Source organism: Demequina muriae (assembly GCF_030418295.1).
GTDB classification, from domain to species: Bacteria; Actinomycetota; Actinomycetes; order Actinomycetales; family Demequinaceae; genus Demequina; species Demequina muriae.
Genome location: NZ_JAUHQA010000001.1, coordinates 605,143 through 625,673, shown reverse-complemented (window position 1 = coordinate 625,673; position 20,531 = coordinate 605,143). Strand labels below are relative to the sequence as shown.

16 protein-coding genes are annotated in these 20,531 nt (G+C 69.9%); 12 read left to right on the top strand and 4 right to left on the bottom strand.

Going from position 1 to position 20,531, the window contains the following annotated elements; genetic code table 11:
• Positions 1–9 precede the first annotated feature (9 nt).
• A complete protein-coding gene (locus QQX02_RS13400) occupies positions 10–1,686 on the bottom strand; it encodes an acyltransferase (protein ID WP_367304225.1) in 1,677 nt (558 codons plus the stop codon).
• Positions 1,687–1,885: 199 nt separating this feature from the next.
• Here QQX02_RS13400 and QQX02_RS02850 point away from each other — a divergent pair, with 199 nt between their 5' ends.
• The gene (locus QQX02_RS02850; RefSeq protein WP_301141091.1) at positions 1,886–9,871 is read left to right on the top strand and encodes a bacterial Ig-like domain-containing protein; all 7,986 of its coding nucleotides are present in this window, start codon (positions 1,886–1,888) and stop codon (positions 9,869–9,871) included.
• Between the two features lie 204 nt (positions 9,872–10,075).
• On the opposite strand, the gene QQX02_RS02845 is transcribed toward QQX02_RS02850, so the two are convergent.
• On the bottom strand, positions 10,076–11,152 hold the full coding sequence (locus QQX02_RS02845) for a fatty acid desaturase family protein (protein WP_301141089.1): 1,077 nt from the start codon (positions 11,150–11,152) through the stop codon (positions 10,076–10,078).
• Positions 11,153–11,313: 161 nt separating this feature from the next.
• On the opposite strand from QQX02_RS02845, the gene QQX02_RS02840 reads away from it, so the two are divergent.
• The 10 genes from QQX02_RS02840 to rdgB all read left to right on the top strand — a co-directional run bounded on the left by QQX02_RS02840 (position 11,314) and on the right by rdgB (position 18,924).
• Entirely contained in the window at positions 11,314–12,279 is a 966-nt protein-coding gene (locus QQX02_RS02840; RefSeq protein WP_301141088.1) for a calcium/sodium antiporter, read from the top strand.
• Entirely contained in the window at positions 12,276–13,049 is a 774-nt protein-coding gene (locus QQX02_RS02835) for an ABC transporter ATP-binding protein (protein WP_301141087.1), read from the top strand. Before QQX02_RS02840 ends, QQX02_RS02835 begins: the two co-directional genes overlap by 4 nt.
• Positions 13,031–14,614: a hypothetical protein gene (locus QQX02_RS02830; protein WP_301141086.1), complete on the top strand. Its 1,584-nt coding sequence runs from the start codon at positions 13,031–13,033 to the stop codon at positions 14,612–14,614. The genes QQX02_RS02835 and QQX02_RS02830 overlap by 19 nt, the downstream gene beginning before the upstream one ends.
• A gap of 60 nt (positions 14,615–14,674) precedes the next feature.
• Positions 14,675–14,962, top strand: a complete 288-nt coding sequence (locus QQX02_RS02825; RefSeq protein WP_301141085.1) for a DUF3039 domain-containing protein — start codon at positions 14,675–14,677, stop codon at positions 14,960–14,962.
• 73 nt (positions 14,963–15,035) lie between these two features.
• On the top strand, positions 15,036–15,323 hold the full coding sequence (gene clpS / locus QQX02_RS02820; protein WP_301141084.1) for an ATP-dependent Clp protease adapter ClpS: 288 nt from the start codon (positions 15,036–15,038) through the stop codon (positions 15,321–15,323).
• A complete protein-coding gene (locus tag QQX02_RS02815) occupies positions 15,320–15,961 on the top strand; it encodes a DUF2017 family protein (RefSeq protein ID WP_301141083.1) in 642 nt (213 codons plus the stop codon). Before clpS ends, QQX02_RS02815 begins: the two co-directional genes overlap by 4 nt.
• Positions 15,948–16,754 (top strand): glutamate racemase, encoded by an 807-nt coding sequence (murI, locus tag QQX02_RS02810; protein ID WP_301141080.1) that lies wholly within the window; start codon positions 15,948–15,950, stop codon positions 16,752–16,754. Before QQX02_RS02815 ends, murI begins: the two co-directional genes overlap by 14 nt.
• Positions 16,751–17,521 (top strand): MBL fold metallo-hydrolase, encoded by a 771-nt coding sequence (locus QQX02_RS02805; protein ID WP_301141078.1) that lies wholly within the window; start codon positions 16,751–16,753, stop codon positions 17,519–17,521. The genes murI and QQX02_RS02805 overlap by 4 nt, the downstream gene beginning before the upstream one ends.
• A gap of 31 nt (positions 17,522–17,552) precedes the next feature.
• Positions 17,553–18,302, top strand: coding sequence for a ribonuclease PH (rph, locus tag QQX02_RS02800; RefSeq protein WP_301141077.1), 750 nt, complete (start codon positions 17,553–17,555; stop codon positions 18,300–18,302).
• Position 18,303: 1 nt separating this feature from the next.
• Positions 18,304–18,924: an RdgB/HAM1 family non-canonical purine NTP pyrophosphatase gene (gene rdgB, locus QQX02_RS02795; protein ID WP_301141075.1), complete on the top strand. Its 621-nt coding sequence runs from the start codon at positions 18,304–18,306 to the stop codon at positions 18,922–18,924.
• A gap of 46 nt (positions 18,925–18,970) precedes the next feature.
• On the opposite strand, the gene QQX02_RS02790 is transcribed toward rdgB, so the two are convergent.
• Complete coding sequence (locus tag QQX02_RS02790; protein ID WP_301141074.1) at positions 18,971–19,513, bottom strand: DUF4916 domain-containing protein; 543 nt, start codon at positions 19,511–19,513, stop codon at positions 18,971–18,973.
• A 130-nt stretch (positions 19,514–19,643) separates the two neighbouring features.
• On the opposite strand from QQX02_RS02790, the gene trxA reads away from it, so the two are divergent.
• On the top strand, positions 19,644–20,024 hold the full coding sequence (trxA, locus tag QQX02_RS02785) for a thioredoxin (protein ID WP_062135530.1): 381 nt from the start codon (positions 19,644–19,646) through the stop codon (positions 20,022–20,024).
• 81 nt (positions 20,025–20,105) lie between these two features.
• Here the strand turns inward: trxA and QQX02_RS02780 are convergent, their stop codons facing one another.
• Complete coding sequence (locus QQX02_RS02780) at positions 20,106–20,450, bottom strand: TraR/DksA family transcriptional regulator (RefSeq protein WP_301141073.1); 345 nt, start codon at positions 20,448–20,450, stop codon at positions 20,106–20,108.
• Between the last annotated feature and the right edge of the window lie 81 nt (positions 20,451–20,531).

Here is a 20,531-nt window from a genome sequence, read left to right as displayed (position 1 = left end):
GCGCGGCCGTCAGAAGCGCGTCAAGGCGAGCGCGGGAGAGGGCCGATGCACGCCCCGGGGCTCGTACGGCAGGTGGCCTGACAGGCCCAGCAGGTCTGCGGCATACCAGACGATGCTGAGCCACATCTCTGTGCCCTGGAGGCCTGGCCGGCGCTGATCGGAGGTCGCGCCCTCGGCATCGCTCGCCGCGAACGGGAAGCCCTCACCGGGCACGTAATGCGTGATCGCGTCCTGCAGCAGTCGCAGCGCGACCTCGTCCACCTCTGTCGATCGATGCCGGGTGGAGCGACGAACGAGCCACAGGGGGTGGAGCACGTCGAGCACGTTGCAGGCGTTCTGTCGCGACGGCGAGAAGCGCCGCGCGGACCGCGCATGCGTGAGCACCGTGTCCACGACGCGTGCGGAGTGAGGCGGGGCCACGCCGAACTGGGCAAAGGTGCCGCGCGTGGTCCGGTAGTAGCCGTTGACCACGTCGAGGAGGTCGCCATCCTCGCTGGGCGCCCCCCACATCCCGGTCTCGGGGGATGCCGCACCGACCAGCCAGCCGAGCAGTGTGCGCAGGTGGGCGCGAGCCCCTGAGTCGGGACGGTCCCAGTCCCACAGGAGGGACGTTCCGAGGGCGTCGACCTGGTGTCCCGCGGTCCACGCGTCACCGCGCCAGGGGAGCGAGTCGAGGAGGGCGACCATCGCGGCGGCGTCCGCCTGGCTGACGTGGGCGAAGCCGTGAGGGGGCCCCGCGCCGAGCAGTCGCAGTGCGTAGCCGGCCGCGAGCACCGTGTAGCTCGCGTCAGGGTCGGCGAACGTTAGCGAGCGGTCGCCGACCGTGCCATCGGGGGCGCACTCGTGGAACAGTCCGGTGGTGGGGTCCTGCAGCGACTCGAGCAGGGCGCGGTGTCCCTCGAGGGTGCGCTGTGGTGGCACCTGACTCAGGAGGGCCGTGGACAGCTCGATCGCGTCGCACTGGGCGCGCAGGCTGGGCGGCGAGCCGGGGGCGTCGCTGAACAGCCCGCCGCCTGCATCGGGGTTCCAGGCCTCAGCCAGGATGTCCGGCAGGTCGCGCGCCGCCGCTGTCCCGAGGTTCCGCAGCGCAGTCGCGAGGGAGGCATCGTGTGCGGGCGGCACCCGCCAGCGCGTCACGCGCGCAGGGTTTCCGACGGCGATGGCGCCGGCCGGCACGTCCCTGGTCACCACAGCGCCGGCGCCGATCACGGCCTTGTCGCCCACCGTCACGCCGTCCACGATCGTCACGCCCGCGCCGATCCACACGTCGGTGCCGATGAGGATGCCGCGGCTCGTGTGGGGCTGACGGAACACCTCGGGCTCCGCGTCGAATCCGTGATTGAAGCCGACGATCGAGGTGCGAGCGCCCACGCGGGTGGAGTCGCCGATGCGAACGCGACCGCGCACGGCGCAGTCGACGTTGACGGAGCAGTCTGCGCCGATGGTCACGTCGCCGTCGAGGTGCGCTCGAGCGGCGATCGTGGTGCGGTCGCCCACGTGGATCGTGCCCGGCTGCACGGCGGCCAGGGGGGAGATGAAGCACTGGTCTCCCAGCGAGCAGTGCGGATGCCGATCGAGGAAGGCGCGCTGCAGGGAGAGCTGCTCAGCGACCTCCTCCTCCGTGGCGTGCTCCCAGAACTCCCAGGGCGCCACGTCGTAGTGGTGCGCATCGAATGGTGCGGTCATCTCGGCGTGCGTCCCTTCGGGTGAGGGGTGGGCGGGAACAGAGGTGCGCATCGGAATCGCACGACAGATCGTTTCGACGTGCACATCTCTTGACGAGTCAAGCACGACTAGTTAATGTCGTGCAAAGCCGCGCTTAATGCACCATTAAACGAACATAAACGAACATGCGCGGCGAGCTGACGAATTCAAAGGAGAACTCGTGCTCACTCACGTCCCTGCCATCGTGGCCCGCCCTTCGAGGTCGCGGGGCCTCGCCGCCTTCGCCATCGTGATGGCCCTCATCCTCGGCACCCTGACCGCAGTGTCCGGCGTGGGTGCGAGCCCCGCGCAGGCCGCGTCGCCAGGCCACATCCCCGCGCCCGACGGCACGCCGTGGCTCGATACGGACGGCGACGCGGTTGCGGCCCACGGCGGTTCCGTCGTGCAGGTGTCCGAGTCCGACGTGGGCCTGGACATCACGGGCGACGGCACCCAGGGCCAGGACGTGTGGCTCTGGTACGGCGAGGACAAGACCAACGCGACCCGGCCCGTGGACGGGGTGCGCGGCTACTGGTCGACTGACCTCACCACGTGGAACGACATGGGGCGAGTGCTCCCGAGCCACCAGTTCTTCACGCTCGACGTGAGCGAGGACGGCACCCGCGTCGAGGTGGACCAGGCGAGGGTCGACGAGATCAAGACCACGGCGAACAAGACCGCGCCCGACGCGGAGTCGACCCAGGACCAGATCGACGAGGCGCGCGCGTTCGTGCAGCCGTACGTCGAGACATGGGCGGACGAGGCCGCGGGCATCGCGGCGACATACGACGAGCAGGCGCTCGCCCACGCCTCGTATCGACTCAACGGCAACATCAACATCATGGAGCGTCCCAAGATGCTCTGGAATGCGAAGACCCAGAAGTTCGTGATCATTTATCACGCCGATGGTCCGCTGGCCACGAGTGCCGACCTGATCCGATGGGTCGAGGAGGGCGGGGACCCCGCCGACCGCGAGATCGGTTCGCGATACTCGCGCGCGGAGATGGGGTTCGCCACGTCGGACACCCCGTGGGGCCCGTTCAAGCTCGTGAACACGACCAAGATGAACTACTCAGAAGGCGTGCCGCCGAGCGGGCGCGAAGGCGACGCGCGCGACATGACCGTGTTCCAGGATGCGGGCGTCCACACCGTCGACCCCGCATCGGACGACGCCTATGCCGTCTACTCCTCCGAGATGAACAAGTGGATGTACGTGTCGCGCCTCAACGCGGACTACACGGGCCCTCTCGAGGAGGGGACGGACGCCGTTCTCGGCGAGGACTTCTCCACGCGCGTGCTGCCCGACTTCTCGCGCGAGGCCTCGAGCGTCTTCAAGCACGACGACTGGTACTACATGATCACGTCGGGCACCGACGGCTGGGCATCGACGCCTGTGGTGGCGTATCGCTCGCGCTCGATGATCACCCCCACCGAGGCGGTGGTCGGCGACGACAACGGCCATCCCGCCACCGGTCAGTGGGAGCGGCTCGACCCCGCCAACCCGTGCGTGGGAGATCCGTCGCGCACCGGAGTGGGCACCGCGAGCCCCGCGGAGTGCTTCGACTCCCAGCCCACCTTCGTCGTCACTCTCGACGCCGAGGCCGGCCACTACGCGTACATGGGTGACCGCTGGGCCGTCGACCCGAGCACCGGATCCGCGGGCCAGGGGTCGCGCTACGTCTGGGCGCCCATCCAGGTCGACTCGGACAGCGGCAGCATCAGCATCGAGAACGTGGGGGAGTGGGACCCGACCAACGCCACCCTGTTCCGCTCGCTTCCCGAGGTCGAGCTGACCGCTCACCTCGACGATCGCGACAGCTTCGACCCGGAGTTCTCGATCGAGGTGGGGGGCGAGACGATCACCGGCGTCACGGCCGCGTGGAGCGAGGCTGACCTCGATGCCGCGTTCGCCGGCGCGGGCACCCACGCGCTCAGCGGCCACGTGAATGACGGGCCTCTGGCCGGACGCATGGTGCAGGCCACGCTCGTGGTGGAGGGACCGCTCAACGTGTGCACGCAGCCGGGCACCACGGTGAGCGACTCCTTCCACCAGACCCAGTACGAGACGCTGCCCGCCGCGAACGCATGCGACGGCGACACCAGTACTCCGTGGTCGACGTGGGCGTCGGAGGGCCAACGGCCCGATCAGGCGACCTTCACCGCCTCGTTCACCCGCCCCTGGAGCGTGGAGCGCGTGGCGTTCACCAACAACGAGGGCACCATCGACGGCGGCAGCATCGAGTACCGAGACCCCGCCGACGGCACGTGGCGCGACGTCACGCCCGCCACCTTCGGCGCGGTGGTGACGGGGGAGAGCCAGCAGCTCGACATCGATCCCGTGGACGCCACCGGTCTGCGCGTCACGTTCGACACCAACGGGTCGTACCTGAAGATCGGCGAGATCGCGGTGCTCGGAACCGAGGTGCCCCCGGCGGAGCCTGTCAACGTGTGCGTCGCCCCCGGCACGACGGTCTCGGCCTCCACGCACCAGACGCAGTACGAGACGCTGCCCCCCGCACAGGCATGCGACGGCGACACCTCGACGATGTGGGGCACGTGGGCATCCCAGGCCACCCGCCCTGCCGAGGTCAGCTTCACGGCCGAGTTCGCCAGCGCGTGGGAGGTCGACACCGTCGAGTTCACCAACACCGAGGGCCAGATCGACGACGTCGGGGTCGAATATCTCGACCCTGCCGATGACACGTGGCGCGCCGCGGAGCCGGCGCAGTTCGGCCCCGTGACCAACGACGAACCATCCGTGCTCGAGTTCGCGCCGGTGGACGCCGCCGGCATTCGCCTCACCTTCGAGGTGAACGGCTCATGGCTCGAGATCCCCGAGATCGAGATGATGGGCGTTCCTGCGATCGTGGGTGGGCCCTCGATCGACTGGAGCGAGATCATCGTCGATGGCGAGGACGTCGAACGCGATGGGGACGGCGCGGCGTTCAACCACTTCGGTGGATTCGGCGCCGTGTCCGCGAACAACACCTCCAACCTGCTGCTGGACTACAAGGAGGAGCACCCCGACGTCTACTGGGCGATCATGGAGTCCCTGTTCGACCCTGACACCGGAGCGGGCCTCAACCACATCAAGCTCGAGCTGGGCGGCGACGTGGATACGTCATCGGGCACCGAGCCGGCGACCAAGCGCTCGGCGGACGAGCCCGCAGACGTGCTGCGCGGCGCAGGATTCCACTTCGCAGCCGATGCGCTCAGCATCAACCCCGACATCAAGCTCGAGGCCCTGCGCTGGGCCGAGCCGTCGTGGACGAACGGCGACTACGAGCTGCGCTACGACTGGTACCTCGAGACGATCGAGGCCGCGTACGACGTGTTCGGGATCGAGTTCGACTACTTCAGCCCTGCTCAGAACGAGGTGTCCAACGCCTACATGAGCGACGAGCTCGACTGGACCGTGTGGTTCGCGAAGCGCATCGCGGACGAGGCGGGCGCGGCGGACGCGCGCTACGACTACGCGGACATCAAGATCGTCGCCCTCGACTCGTACCGCAACGGCGAGAACGTGGCGACGCGAGTGATCAACCACGCGGACGCGGTGGACTGGATCGATGCCATCGGGTACCACTACACGCTCGAGGGCGGCACCAACCTCACGCGCCTGAACAAGGAGTTCGGGATGGAGATCCTCTACTCCGAGGGCATCGCGCCCATGATCGAGCCGCAGTACCGGATCCTCGGCGACCCCGCCCGCGGCGGAGTGGGAGGCACGACCTCTGCCGCTGACATCGCAGACCGGTTCATCGGCGCCTACCGGTGGTCGGGAGCCGGGTCCAACCCCGCGCACATGACCGCGTTCCTGTTCCAGCCGGCGAGCTCCGCGATGTACGAGGGAGTGCGCTACACGCCCAAATCCTTGGTCCAGGCATCGGATCCCTGGTCCGGCTACTACGAAGGCGGGATCGGGATCAGCACGGTGCGCCACTTCCACCAGTTCATCGACACCGGGTGGGAGTACATCGAGGGCGCATCGTTGGCGAACGGCAGCCTGGGCGACGGCGGCACCAACGTCGACACCGGAACGCGCAGCTACCTGACGCTGCGGAGCCCGGCCGAGGACGCCGGCGAGCCGGAGTTCACCCAGGTTCACGCCAACAACACCGCGACCACGCGGCACTTCGAGGTCAAGGTGGCGAACCTGTCCGAGGAGGAGGGGCGCCCGCTGCACCTGTGGGAGACCATCGGCCCGGAGGAGCAGGGCGATGCGGTCGACTCTCGCCACTTCCAGCCCACGGGGTCGATCGAGCCCGTCCGCACCGAGTCGATCGACGGCGTCGACCACGAGGTGTACCAGGTGACCGTCCAGCCGTACTCGATCCTCACCGTCTCCACCCTGGCCAACGGCCTCGGGGGCGACACGGAGGCGTACGTGCCCGGCCAGTACGAGTCGCCGAAGTCGCACGACACGATGGCACTGCCGTACACGGACGACTTCGAGTACGACGGCTACCCGACCGCCACCATCGGCGGGGAGGAAATGACGTACGTCGAGCGCCGCAGCGGCAACCCGCGCTACTTCGCCGACCAGGAGGGCGCGTTCGAGGTGGTGGCGGATGCCGACGCCGAGAACGGGAACGTCCTGCGTCAGAAGATCCACGCGGACAACCGCCCCTTCACCTGGAACGTGTGGGGCAACGGCGACCCGGCGGTGATGTCAACGGCGAGCCCGTACACCATCGTCGGCGACCACTCGTGGGCCAACTACACCGCGTCCGTCGACGTGAAGTTCGACTCCCTCACCCGTGACGGGTCGTTCGACAACTATGCGTCCGTCGGCGTGCGCCAGCATCGAGCTCCCGACCACGCGAACGGCTTCTACTCGCTGCGGCTGTACGTCGACGGCGACTGGGAGCTGCGCCGCCTCACCACCGTGGTGGACTCCGGATCGCTGTTCATGATGGACCCGACCACATGGCACCGTCTCAGCCTGTCCGCTCGCGACAACACGATGGTCGTGTCGATCGACGGCGAGGAGCTCGCCGTGTACTCCGACACCTCGGGAGTGCCGATGCTGTCGGGCCGCGTGTCTCTCGGGTCGGGCTTCTACGAGACCCAGTTCGACAACCTCGAGATCACCCCGGTCGAGGGTATGGCCTGGGAGTCGGTCAAGCATGACGACTCGACCGCGATCTTCGAGTACGACGGCGCGGAGTTCGCGCAGGTCGGCTACTCGGAGCTCAACCGCACCGTGCACCGATTGGGCGCGGGTGACTCCGTGGCGCTCGCGTTCGAGGGGTCCGGGCTGACGCTGTTCGGCGGCTCATCCGCGGCGACCATCGCGGTGTCCGTGGACGGCGGTCCCGAGACCACCCTGGCGATCCCGAGCTCCGGCTCCCGTCAGGCCACCTACTGGGTGCGCGGACTGACCGAGTCGGATGGCCACACGCTCGACGTGCGCGTGGTGTCGGGCACCTACACGGTGGATGGCGTGGACATCCTCACCGGCGGCGACCCCGTGACCGTGCCTCCGGAGCAGACCCCCGTCTCCGTCGATGAGTCCCTCGAGCGGCTGGCCGTCTTCGCGGGCGAGACCCCGGCCCTGCCCGAGACCCTTGCCGCGACGAGTGCCACTGGCACCTCGATCGACGCGCAGGTGGAGTGGATGGTGCCGACCGACGGTTTCGACACTCCGTACCGTATGGCGGCCGTGACGGGCACGTTCACGGCCAATCCGAGCCTCACCGTGACCGCGTATGTCGAGGTGGTGCCGCACGGCGCGCGCTACTTCATCGACATCGGCGGCACCGGCTCAGGCACGCCGGCTGCGGTGGCGTACCCCGCGATCGGCGCCCTGGTGGCCGATGCGGGCGACGCCCTTCTCAACGAGGCGGCAGATGGCGCCTTCAGCGAGGCGACGGGCTGGGGAGCCGCCGCGACCTACACCACCAAGGGCTGGGTGGCCACGCCGCCCTACGACAAGTTCTCCACGGTGGGCGCCTACACGGCGGGCACCGGCACGCCATTGGCGTACCGCGTGACCCTGCCCGCGGGCGACTACGCGATCGCGTCCGGGCACCACGAGTGGTGGAACGCCGGAGCGGGCACCTCTCGCAACGGCGCCGCCACCGTGAGCTTCACCGACGCCGGGGGCGAGGAGGTGACCGTCGACGCGGGCACATATGCGTTCCCTGCCGAGAACGCGGGAGCGCAGGCCACGTTGGGGGCCGAGTTCTCTCTCGATCACGACACTGTCGTCACCTACACGGTCGCCAGCAACGGCGGCACGGAGGCGCCCGTCATGAGCTGGCTGGGAGTGCACACGGTGGACGAGGCCACGGAGCCCGTGGACCGCAGCACGCTGGCCGCGCTCCTGGACCAGGCAGGCGGCACCTCCGTCACGGACTACACCGCCGAATCCTGGTTCGCGCTGCGCACGGTCGCGCTGGCCGCGCTGGAGGTGCACGACGATCCCGAGGCGACACAGGGCGAGGTCGATGATGCGGCCGCGCAGCTCCAGGACGCGTTGGACGCTCTGGTCGAGGTGCCCTCCGTGCCCTTGTCGGACTACCGGATCGCCACTCCCGTCGGAGTGCTGCCGGACCTGCCAGACACGATCGGGTTGGCGACGAGCAGCGGAGACGTCTCCGAGGTGCCGGTCGACTGGCAGGCGTTGCCCGCATCGGCCGTGCAGACGCCGTATGACACGGCGACCGTCACCGGTCAGGCGGGCACCACGGTGGTCACGATGAACGTCGAGGTGGTGCCGGCGTCGCTGCGGTACTTCGTGGACGCGGCGGGCTACGTCAGTGCGGACACGAGCGTGACCACTGACTCGCCCGCGCACGCGGCGATGGTGGACCTGCTCGGCGAGTCGCTCCTCAACGAGGTTCCCGACCAGCCGTACTCAGCGCAGGACGGCTGGGGCCTGGTGCAGCCCATCGGTGCGGGTGCGCCGTACGTGGGGGCGAAGGGCGCCGTCGCCGGGCCGTACGACAAGACGTCCACCACCGGTTGGTGGCTGGGCGGCACGGGCGGCGACAGCATCGACTACGCCTTCGGCCTCGAGCCGGGGACGTATGACGTGTCGCTCGGCTACCGCGAGTGGTGGGGCATGAATAGGTTCATTCAGCCCTCCGTGACGGTCGATGGTGCGACCACGGACGGAGCGGTGGTGGAGCTGTCAGGCTCCGCAGCCGTGACGGAGACCATCCAGGTCGTGGTGGAGGAGGCCGGTGAGGTCACGGTGTCCTCGGCACTGGCCTCGGGCACTCAGCTGCCCGTGCTGTCGTGGATCGGTGTCGCCCAAGTCCACAGCGCGCTGGAGTCGCTGCGCATCGATGCCGAGCCCACGCGCACTGCCTACGAGCAGGGCGATGCGCTCGACCTCGACGGTCTGGAGGCTACTGCCGTCTTTGCCGACGGTGCCACGGAAGCCGTGCCCACGGGGGCACTCGCGGTCACCGGATTCGACTCCTCGCAGGTGGGGGCGCAGACGGTCACGCTCGCCTACACCCAAGGCGGGGTCACTGCCGAGGCCACCTTCGAGGTGACCGTGAGTGAGCCCGCGGCCAGCATCGTCGAGCTGGTCGACGAGGCCACCGGCGTGAGAGTCGTGGGGACCACGGACACCCTTGCGGAGGGCACGGTCGCGGTCGTGACCCTGCTGGAGTCGGGGCCCGCCTACGGCGCGCTGCACGGTTCCATGCCGGACGGTGGCGCCGTGCTGTACGACATCACGCTGGAGGTGGACGGCGAGCCGGTGCAGCCCACGGGCGAGGTCGACGTCTACCTGCCGATCCCTGACGAGGCCACACTCGCCACGCTGGTGGTGGTGACGGTCGACGACGACCTGGTCGTGACGACGCTGCCCAGTGCCCAGGTGGACGGCGAGCTGCGGTTCTCCACGAGTCACTTCTCGGTCTACGGCGCCGCATGGCTCACGGCGGGCAGTGGTGGGGACGGCGCTGGTGGCGACGGCGGCGGTGGCGGAGATGGCGGCACCGACGGCGGTGACGTGGACAGTGAGGACGGCGGCGCGGGCCCGGACGGATCCGATGACGGGTTGTCGGTCACGGGCGTAGGACTGTCCATCTACCTCAGCGCGCTTGCGGCGCTCGTGCTCGTGGCCGTCGGCGCCGCCCTCGTGGCGCGACGACGCGCTCCTGCGACGGCGGTCTCGGGGGACACCCCCCGACCTGACCTGAGCTGACCCGGCTCAGTGGGGCCGATGCGCGAATCCTCCTCCGCGCATCGGCCCCACTGGCGTGTCCGGGGCCGTCGCGCAGACGGGGCACTTCTCGCTCGGTGGTGACAGAGGCGGCCGCAGGCACGGCTCCACCGTGAGGTGGTGCTGTGGTGCTGCGGTGAGGCGGTGAGGCGGTGCTGCAGTGAGGCGGTGCCGACCCAGAAGGGGCTAGCGGCCCATCGCAGTGCGCTCGGGGCAGTCGAACGGGTCGCGAGCGGCCAGCCCCACGCGGTTGAGGTACGCGATGACGATGCCGTACGACTCGAGCAGCGAGGTCTCCGTGTACGGGACGTCGTGCTGCTCGCAGTACTCGCGCACGATGGTGCGGGTGGCGGCGAGGTTGGGGCGCGACATGTTGGGGAAGAGGTGGTGCTCGATCTGGTAGTTGAGCCCGCCCATGAAGATGTTCATGCCCCAGCCGCCGCGGATGTTGCGGCTGGTGAGCACCTGCTTGGAGAAGAAGTCCATCTTGACGTCGTCGGGGACGATCATCATGCCCTTGTGGTTGGGGGCGAACGAGGCTCCCATGTAGACGCCGAAGACGGCCATCTGCACGCCGATGAACGCGAAGGCCATGCCCAGCGGCAGCATGAGGAACAGCGGCACCAGGTAGAGGCCGAAGTGGAGCGCGATCATCGGCAGCTCCATCCAGCGCTGGCGACGCGAGCCCTGCGTGATCAGCGAGGCCACGGACCGGTAGTGCAGGTTCAGGCCTTCGAACGTGAGGAGCGGGAAGAACAGCCACCCCTGGCGCTGGTTGATCCAGCGGATGACGCCCTTGGTCTTGGCCGCGTCCTCCTCCACGAACGTGATCGTGTCCTGCTCGATGTCAGGGTCGGAACCACGCTTGTTCGGGTTCGCGTGGTGGCGCGAGTGCTTGGACATCCACCACTGGTGGCTGATGCCGACGATGATCGTGCTGAGGATGCGTCCGAGGCGGTCGTTGGCGGGCCCGGAGACGAACACCGCGCGGTGCGAGGCCTCGTGGCCGAGGAACGCGACCTGCGTGAGGACGAGGCCGAGTGCGGCGGCCACGACCAGCTGCCACCACGAGTCACCCACGAGGATGAAGGCGGTGATGACTCCACCCAGGGCGAGCGCCAGGCCAGCGCCGAACATCGCGTAGAAGCCATACGCGCGGGCGAGGAGCCCGGTGTCGCGGACGGTCGCAGCGATCTCTGCGAAGCGGTGCGTGATGGGGTTGCTGGGCATCGGGGCGGTCGCTTTGCGCGGCGTTTGCGTCATGCCTCTCCAGAGGGGGGTCGTCGGTACGGCGTGGGTGCCGAGCTCGAGTGGGGACTCGTCGGACTGATGGCCTTACCCTACGCGACCGTAGGTTGACTGTCACACCCCCGCGCGGGGGATCTCACACCAGGGAATGTGAGAGCGCAGGTACTCTCGTGCCCATGGTCGCCCCCGTCATCGCCACCCTGGTCGGACTCGCCATCCTTGCGTGGAGCGCCGAGAAGTTCGTGATGGGCGCGGCGACCGTCGCGCGGTTCCTGGGGATGGCACCCCTGCTGATCGGCATGATCGTGATCGGATTCGGCACGTCCGCGCCTGAGATCGTGGTGTCGTCCTTCGCCGCCGCGCAGGGCACCCCGGAGATCGCGCTCGGCAACGCCTTCGGCTCCAACATCGCGAACATCGGCCTGATCCTCGGCGTGACGGCCATCACGCTGCCGATCATCGTCAAGCGCGGCATCCTGCGCAAGGAGATGCCGCTGCTGATCGTGGTGACCCTGGTCGCGTGGCTGCTGCTGAGCGACGGCGAGCTGTCGCGCGGCGACGCCGCGGTGCTAGTGCTGCTCCTCATCGTCCTGCTCACCTGGTCGGTGATGCAGTCCAAGCAGGAGACCGACGGGGACTACGCCCACGACGTGGACCAGGAGACCGATGCGCGCGGACTGTCGCGCAAGGCCGCATGGATCTGGCTGCTGGTGGGCCTGGTGCTGCTGGTCCTGTCCTCCCGCCTGCTGGTGTGGGGTGCGACGGAGATCGCTCAGGAGCTCGGCTGGTCGGACCTCGTCATCGGCCTGACCGTGGTCGCCGTCGGCACCTCCGCACCGGAGCTGGCATCCTCGTTGGCGGCCGCGCGCAAGGGCGAGAACGACCTTGCGCTGGGCAACATCATCGGCTCCAACCTCTTCAACACGCTCGGCGTCGTCGGCGTCGCGGGCCTGATCGCTCCTGCGGCCGTGGGGACGGACCTGCTGTACCGCGACATCCCGATGGTGATGCTCATGACGGTGCTGCTGCTCGCCTTCGGATTCCGGCTGCGGCGCAACGGTCGCATCAACCGGCTCGAGGGGGCGGTGTTCGTGGCGCTGTGGCTCGGCTACACCGCCTATCTCGTGCTGAACCCCGCATGACGGGCACCGATGCGCGGGCCACGGCCCTCTCGCTGCGCGGCCTGACCAAGCGGTTCGGGGCGACCCTTGCGGTGGACGGCATCGACCTCGACATCCCCACCCACACCTTCTACGGAGTCGTCGGGCCCAACGGCGCAGGCAAGACCACCACGCTGTCGATGGCGACGGGACTGCTCGAGCCCGATGCGGGAGCAGTGTCCGTGCACGGGATCGACCTCTGGTCGCGTCCCGACGAGGCGAAGCCCATGATCGGCGTCCTGCCCGACGGCCTGCACACCTTCGACCGCCTCACGGGAGCCGAGCTGATCAGCTACGCGGGCCTGCTGCGCGGCATGCCCAGGGACGTGGTGAGAGAGCGTCGCGACGATCTGCTGGCGGCGCTCGACCTGGGGTCCGCCGGCTCGACCCTCGTGACCGACTTCTCCGCGGGCATGACCAAGAAGATCGGGCTGGCGTGCGCGCTGGTCCACGCGCCCCGAGTGCTGGTCCTCGACGAGCCGTTCGAGGCCGTCGACCCCGTCAGCGCCGGCGCGATTCGGCGCATCCTGCGCGCGTTCGTGGATACCGGTGGCACCGTGGTGCTGTCGTCGCACGTGATGGCCTTGGTCGAGCGACTGTGCGATCACGTCGCGGTGGTGGGCGGCGGCCGCATCCTTGCGGCGGGCACCGTCGATGACGTCCGTGGCGGAATGGACCTCGAGGAGCGATTCGTCGGGCTCGTCGGCGGCGAGACCGATGCGCGGGACTTGACGTGGTTGCGGCAGTCCTAGGGCTCAAGGCCCGCGTGGTGCGCCACCAGCTCCGGCGGGAATGGTGGCGCGCGCTGCTGCTGGTCGGCGGCGCGGTGTGGTCGCTGTCGCTGATCCCCGCGACGTTCTGGGTGCAGCGCTACCTGTCGACCGAGACCTCCGACGTGCGCGCGACGCTGCTGGTCGGCTTCGCCGCCGTGTGCGTCGCTGGCTGGGTCGTGGTGCCGCTGCTCGTCACCGGACTGGAGGACACCCTCGACCCGGGCCGGTTCGCCAGCCTCGGGGTGGAGGCACGGCGCCTGATGCCGGGCCTCACCATTGCCGCCGTGCTGACCCTGCCCACCATGTTCTTCGTCGCGGTCTTCCTGATCCTGGCGCGGTCGTGGCGGTACGAGGGCTGGGCGGCGGTGACAGTGGCCTCCGTGGGCGGGCTGCTCACGGTGGCGCTGATGGTCGTGGCCGCTCGCGTGGCGGTGGCGTGGTCCGGGCGGCTGCTGTCGTCGCGCCGTGCGCGGCTGAGTGCACTCGGAGGGCTCGCGGTGGCGGCCGCGCTGTTCGCTCCCGCCGCCTGGCTCACGTTCCGCGACGGCATCGACGCGGCGTTGGCCTACGAGATTCCCGTGGTCCTCGAGTGGCTGGGCCGCACGCCCGTCGGCGCCGGCATGGCCGCCCCCGGGTCACTGGCACTGGGCGATGTGGCAGGCGCCGTGTGGCGACTCGCCCTGCTGGCGGCGACGGTGGCGATCGTGCATCGCGCCTGGCAGGCGAATGTCGCGTACACCCTGGTGCACCCGACATTCCGGGGTGCGGGCACGCGCCGCCGGGGGGACGCCATCCTGGACGCCCGTCAGGGCTCGAGGGAGCACGGCATCGTGGCGGCCGTCCGCGCGCGGTCCCTCATCTACTGGCGCACCGACCCCCGTTACCTCGTGGGCGCCATCGGCGTCGTCGCGGTTCCTCTGGTGTTCTTCGGGCTCGCGCTGCCCGTGCTGGGCCTGGACCAGCGGTGGGGTTTCGCCGCGCCCGTCATGCTCGCCGCCTCGATCGGCTGGGGGCGCCACAACGACGTCGCCTACGATTCGACGGCGCTGCACCTCGACATCGTCGCGGGACGCGTCGGCCGCGCAGTCATGACGGGGCGCACCCAGGCGGTGCTGGTCTGGGCGGTGCCGCTCGTGGCGGCGGGCGCGCTCGCCGTCCTTGCGTGGTCAGGGCTGTGGGAGGCGGCCCCGGGAGTCGTCGGCGCGTGCGTGGGCGCTCTCGGCGTCACGCTGGGCATCTCGGCCGTGACGTCGGTGCTGCTGCCGTACCGCGCGCCCGAGCCGGGTCAGAATCCGTTCGGCGCCGAGGTGGGCGCGGTCGGCGCGAGCCTCGTGGCACAGCTGGTGTCGGGCGCCGCCATGGCCGCGGCGCTCCCGATCGTGACCGTCGCGTTCGTGCTCTCGCTGACAGTCGATGCGCGGTGGGGCTGGCTGGCCCTCGTCGCCGGGGTCGGGCTCGGCGTGGCAGGAGCGGTGGCCGGAGTTCGCGCCGCGGGGTCGCTGTACGACCGCCGCGCCGGGCGCCTGCTGGCCGCGGTCTCCTGACTGCGGGACGGCCGCGACCAGGCCTGTGCGAGCCCGCATCGGCGTCGTAGGATGGGCGGCATGAGCGAGACCCTCGACCCCCAGTCGGACCCCGGCGCCCCCCAGGGCGGCACCGCGACCATCGAGCGCGTCACCACCCGCGAGCTGGCAGAGCCGGGCGATGCCGAGCGCTTCGCGCACTACGTGCGCAAGGAGAAGATCATGGAGTCCGCGCTCTCGGGCGACCCTGTGATCGCGCTGTGCGGCAAGGTGTGGATTCCCGGCCGCGACCCGAACAAGTTCCCGGTGTGCCCGGCCTGCAAGGAGATCATCGACGGCCGGTTCGGCAGCGACGACGGGGACGACTGACCCCGAGGCGCACCACGCCCTGGTGACGCCCGGCCTCCCCACCCCGCGCGCGCATCGGCCCTAGGCTGGAGCCGTGTCCACGCAGGAGGAGCTCGAGCGCGAAGGCGCTGTCGCGACCCGCACGGACGACGCCTGGGTCACCATCGTGTGGAATGACCCCGTCAACCTCATGAGCTACGTCACCCACGTGTTCCAAACGTACTTCGGGTTCTCGCGCCACGACGCCGAGGCGCGCATGCGCGAGGTACACGAGAAGGGTCGCTCCGTGGTCAGCTCGGGCGGCCGCGAGAAGATGGAGGTCGACGTGCAGGCCATGCATGGCTACGGACTGTGGGCGACCCTGCAGCGGAGCGGCGAGTGAAGGGCTTCACCGCGCGCGAGGGCGCCGCGGTCGCGGAGCTCGACGACGAGGAGCGCATGGTGATCGCGCGCATCGTCGCCGACGTGGGGCTGCTGCTCGGGGGCGAGCAGTTCGGCATGGACTCGCCCATCGACCGTGACGCGGGCGCCGACGAGGCGGACGAGATCTTCCGCCACCTGCGCGGTCTCGAGGAGTCCCTGGCGGAGCCGGACGACCCCGCGGTGCTCCGCCTGCTGCCTTCGGCATCGAAGGACGACCGCGACGTCGCGGACGAGTTCCGCCGCCTCACCGAGCACGACCTGCGCGACCTCAAGGTCGCGCGCCTGCGGACCATGTGGGCGCAGCTGAGCGAGGACGGCCCCGACTGGGCCGTCGCGCCCGCCGACGCGATGTCGACGGCGGCCGCCCTGACGGACGTGAGGCTGGTGCTGGCCTCGCGACTCCGGCTCGCGAGCGACGAGGATGCCGAGCGCCTTCATGCGGAGATCGACCTGGCGACGCACGTGCTCGCCACCGATGCCGAGGATGACCTGGACGTGGACCCCGAGCGGGTCTGGCTCGGGATGCTCTATCAGGCGCTGACATGGCTGCAGGAGTCGCTGGTGCAGTTCGCGATGGAGGAGGATGCAGGTGAGTGACGCGCCCATCGGGGTGTTCGACTCGGGAGTGGGAGGTCTCACGGTCGCCCGCGCGATCATGGACCAGCTGCCCCACGAGTCCATCCACTACGTGGGGGACACCAAGTACGGCCCGTACGGACCGTTGCCGATCTCGGATGTCCGCAAGCATGCGCTGTCGATCATGGACGCGCTGGTCGCGGACGGCGTGAAGATGCTGGTCATCGCATGCAACACGGCCTCAGCGGCCGTGCTCCGCGATGCCCGCGAGCGGTTCTCCCGCGAGCGCGGCGTTCCGGTGGTCGAGGTGATCGTCCCCGCGGTGCGGCGCGCGGCATCGCTCACCAAGTCCGGGCGCATCGGCGTGATCGGCACCACGGCCACCATCACGTCAGGGGCGTACGACGACGCGCTCGCGGCGGCGCCGGACATCTCCGTGCACTCGCAGGCGTGCCCCCGATTCGTGGAGCTGGTCGAGAACGGCATCACGTCCGGTCCCGAGGTCATCGACGTCGCCCGCGAGTACCTGGCTCCGCTCCAGGACGCGAACGTGGACACGTTGATCCTCGGCTGCACCCACTACCCGATGCTGCAGGGCGCAATCAGCTACGTGATGGGCCCCGACGTCACCCTGGTCGACTCCGCCACCGAGACCGCGATCGACGTGTACCGGGCGCTTACCGCCTCGGGCCTCGAGCGCAGCCGCGACGCCGCGGCCGTGCATCGTTTCTCCGCGACGGGGGAGCGGGAGCGGTTCGAGGCGCTCGCCCAGCGGTTCCTCGGCCCGGTCGTCACGAGCGTGGAGAGCCTATGAGCATGCGACTCACGATCGTGGGGTGCGCCGGGTCCACGGCCGGGCCCGAGTCGCCGGCGTCGTGCTACCTGCTCGAGGCGGAGGACGACGAGGGGCGCATGTGGCGCGTGATCATGGACCTCGGCTCGGGGGCCATCGGCCCGCTGCAGCGCTACTGCGATCCCGCACGCGTGGACGGGGTGCTCGTCTCCCACGGCCACCCCGATCACTGCGCGGACCTGGGAGCGCTGTCGGTGCTGCGTCGATACGGCCCCGCGCGTGACGAGGGCCTGCCGCTCATCCCGCTGCTCGGCCCGCCGGGGCTCGACCGGCGCGTGGAAGAGGTGGCCGGCGACCCCGACGGCTCCGACATGGACGTCTACGACTACCGCCCGCTCGCGCACGGTGACGAAGCCCGCATCGGCCCCTTCGTCATCGAGGCCGCGCGCGCCCGCCATCCCGTGCCGGCGCTCGCCTACCTCGTGACCGTGGGCGACTCGCGGCTGATGTTCACCGGCGACACCGACCGCTGCGATGAGGTGGACGCGCTCGCGGCGCGCGCGTCGATCATCCTGGGGGAGGCCGGATGGGCGCACCGGGAGGTCAACCCCGAAGGCGTGCACATGAACGGCGATCAACTGGGGCGCATGGCGGCCGAGGCTGGCGTCGAGGCGCTCATCGTCACGCACATCGCGTCGTGGATGGACCCTCACCCCACCCTCGCCGCAGTGCGACGGCATGTGCCGCTCGCGTGCCTCGCCAAGCCCGGCCACGTGCACGGCTTCTGAACCGCGCTCGCGACGCCGTTAGGCTCGTGGCATGACCTCCCTCACCCGCGCCGATGGGCGCACTCCTGACCAGCTCCGCCCCGTGACGTTCGAGCGCTCGTGGCTCGACTCCGCCGAGGGCTCGTGCCTCGTGACGTTCGGCGGCACCCGCGTGCTGTGCGCCGCATCGTTCACCCCGGGCGTTCCGCGCTGGAAGAAGGGCTCGGGCGAGGGATGGGTCACCGCCGAGTACGCGATGCTTCCCCGCTCGACCAACACCCGTAACGACCGTGAGTCGGTGCGCGGCAAGATCGGCGGACGCACTCATGAGATCAGCCGGCTCATCGGCCGTTCGCTGCGCGCCGTGATCGACGTCAAGGCCCTGGGCGAGAACACCATCGTGCTCGACTGCGACGTGCTGCAGGCCGACGGCGGCACCCGCACCGCGGCGATTACCGGCGCCTACGTCGCACTGGCCGATGCGGTGGCCTGGGGCCGCGCGCACGGCGCCATCAAGGCCGGCGCTCAGCCGCTGTCAGGCTCCGTCTCCGCGATCTCGGTGGGCATCATCGACGGCACGCCGATGCTCGACCTTCCTTACGAGGAGGACGTGCGGGCCGAGACGGACATGAACGTGGTGATGACCGGCGACGGCGGCTTCGTGGAGGTGCAGGGGACCGCCGAGGGCAAGACCTTCAGCAAGGCCGAGCTCGACGAGCTGCTCGCGCTCGCGACCGCTGGCAACGCCGACCTCGCTCGCCTGCAGGCGCAGGCGCTGGACGTTGAGAAGGCGGCGAGCTGACATGGCCGTCCTCGCGATCGCCACACGCAACGCCCACAAGGTGGACGAGATCTGGGCGATCCTCGCGCCGCTGCTGCCGCATGTGCATCGCGAGGACGTCGCCTCGGCGCTGGACCTCGATGCGCCGTCGCCCGTCGAGGACGGCGTCACCTTCGAGACCAACGCGCTGATCAAGGCGCGTGCCTTGGCCGCGTCGACGGGTCTGCCGGCGCTCGCCGACGATTCGGGGATCGCCGTCGACGTCATGGGCGGGGCGCCCGGGGTGTTCTCCGCGCGATGGGCGGGATCCCACGGCGACGATGCCGCGAACCTCGCGCTGCTGCTCGACCAGATCGCGGACGTCCCCGACGAGCACCGGGCGGCGTCGTTCATCTGCGCCGCGGCGTTCGTGACCCCCGATGGCCGCGAGTTCGTCGAGGTGGGCCGCATGCAGGGCACGGTGGCACGAGCACCTCGCGGCGAGGGCGGGTTCGGCTACGACCCCGCGTTCGTGGCAGAGGGCCAGAGCGTCACCAATGCGGAGCTGTCGCCCGAGCGTAAGAACGCGCTGTCCCACCGAGGGGCGGCCTTCCGAGCCATGGCGCCGCACGTGGCCGCCTTCTTGGCCGAGCCGCAGCGCTGACGCACACCCCCACCCGCGCATCGGCCGCCTGGGTGGGGCGCTGTATTCAGCGCAGCACGCCGCAGTGGGCGAGCGCCCGCCTGAGCAGACTGTGCTGCCCGCCCGTCATGTCGCGCGCGACGTCGTCGCTGGCGGCCTCCTCGGGGCTGAGCCATACGATGTCGAGCGCGTTCTGGCTGGGCTCGCACGAGCCATCGACCGCCACCACGAATGCCAGCGCGACCGCGTGCTGCCGCGAGTCATGGAACGCCCCGTACCCCTCCGTCGGAAAGTACTCGGCCACCGCGAACGGGGTGGGCGAGATGGGGATGCGCGGCATCGCGACGGAGCCCAGGTCCTTCTCGAGGTTGCGGATCAGCGCATCGCGCACGGTCTCGTGGAACAGCACCCGGCCGGCGACGAGGGCACGCGAGATCGCATCGTCGTCGGCGCGCAGCAGCAGGCCGACCTCGCTCACCTCGCCGGCGGCGTCGACGCGCACCGGGACCGCGTTGATGTACAGCAGCGGCAGCTCTCGGCGGACGTGCTGGAGCTCGCGTTCGGACAGCCACCCCGAAGGCTCGGAGGGCATCTCTGCCATGTCAGTCATGAGTCCTTTCTACCGCGCCGGGGTGGCATGGTGCGCATGCGCGCCGAGGCGTGGGATTCTGGTCAGGAATACCCCCCGGCGTTGCCGCGTTACGGGGGGCGTACGGGGAATCGACAGAGGAAGGAACCCCATGGCAACCGTGGAATTGACGACCGAGAACTTCGAGCAGACTGTCACCAAGGACGGCATCGTCCTGGTGGATTTCTGGGCTGAGTGGTGTGGACCCTGCAAGCGCTTCGCGCCGATCTTCGAGCAGTCCTCCGATGACAAGCCCGAGATCACGCACGCGAAGGTCGACACCGAGGACCAGCAGGCGCTCGGTGCTCAGTTCGGCATCACTGCGATCCCCACGCTGATGGCGTTCCGCGACGGCATCATGGTCTACAACCAGGCCGGCGCGCTGGCGGGACCTGACCTGCAGAATCTGGTCAAGGCCGTCGAGGACCTCGACATGGACAAGGTCCGTGCCGACGTCGCCGCGCAGCAGTCGGAAGAGCAGCACTCGCACTGACGTGTACCGAAGAGCCCCGGACCCTGATGGGTCCGGGGCTCTTCGCGTTCCCACCCGACGTGCGCGATCAGGTATGCGCGATCAGGCCGAGCAGGCCACGCAGCGCTCCCGCAGGGGCCTCGCCTCGAGCTGCGCTGGCGGGATGGGGCGCTGACAGGCCACGCAGATGCCGTACTCGCCCGCCTCGAGACGCTCGACCGCACCGGCGGCGTGCCGCTCGTCGTCGCGGGCGGACTCGAGCAGCCCGGCCAGCATCGACCACTGGGATGACAGGGTCGCTCCCTCGGGGTCGTGCTCGTCGTCGTCGAACTCGCCGCGGCGAGCACGGGTCAGGGCGTCCATCTCCGCTTCGAGCTCCGCCACGCGGGCGCGGATGCGCTCCTGCTGCTCGACCAGCAGGGCTCGCTGTCGCTCATCGGGCGCCATGATGTGAGGGTAGCCGGGGACTCCGCGCCGAGCCCGGCCCGGGTGCCCGCCAGCGGGGCCACGCCCGGCCATTCCCGCCGC

Bases quoted from the DNA above. Each gene is read 5' to 3' on its own strand.
- QQX02_RS02805 (WP_301141078.1), top strand. From the start codon at position 16,751: ATGAGCATGCGACTCACGATCGTGGGGTGCGCCGGGTCCACGGCCGGG.
- trxA (WP_062135530.1), top strand. From the start codon at position 19,644: ATGGCAACCGTGGAATTGACGACCGAGAACTTCGAGCAGACTGTCACC.
- QQX02_RS13400 (WP_367304225.1), bottom strand. From the start codon at position 1,686: ATGACCGCACCATTCGATGCGCACCACTACGACGTGGCGCCCTGGGAG.
- QQX02_RS02835 (WP_301141087.1), top strand. From the start codon at position 12,276: ATGACGGGCACCGATGCGCGGGCCACGGCCCTCTCGCTGCGCGGCCTG.
- QQX02_RS02825 (WP_301141085.1), top strand. From the start codon at position 14,675: ATGAGCGAGACCCTCGACCCCCAGTCGGACCCCGGCGCCCCCCAGGGC.
- QQX02_RS02780 (WP_301141073.1), bottom strand. From the start codon at position 20,450: ATGGCGCCCGATGAGCGACAGCGAGCCCTGCTGGTCGAGCAGCAGGAG.
- rph (WP_301141077.1), top strand. From the start codon at position 17,553: ATGACCTCCCTCACCCGCGCCGATGGGCGCACTCCTGACCAGCTCCGC.
- QQX02_RS02790 (WP_301141074.1), bottom strand. From the start codon at position 19,513: ATGACTGACATGGCAGAGATGCCCTCCGAGCCTTCGGGGTGGCTGTCC.
- QQX02_RS02840 (WP_301141088.1), top strand. From the start codon at position 11,314: ATGGTCGCCCCCGTCATCGCCACCCTGGTCGGACTCGCCATCCTTGCG.
- QQX02_RS02845 (WP_301141089.1), bottom strand. From the start codon at position 11,152: ATGACGCAAACGCCGCGCAAAGCGACCGCCCCGATGCCCAGCAACCCC.
- murI (WP_301141080.1), top strand. From the start codon at position 15,948: ATGCAGGTGAGTGACGCGCCCATCGGGGTGTTCGACTCGGGAGTGGGA.
- rdgB (WP_301141075.1), top strand. From the start codon at position 18,304: ATGGCCGTCCTCGCGATCGCCACACGCAACGCCCACAAGGTGGACGAG.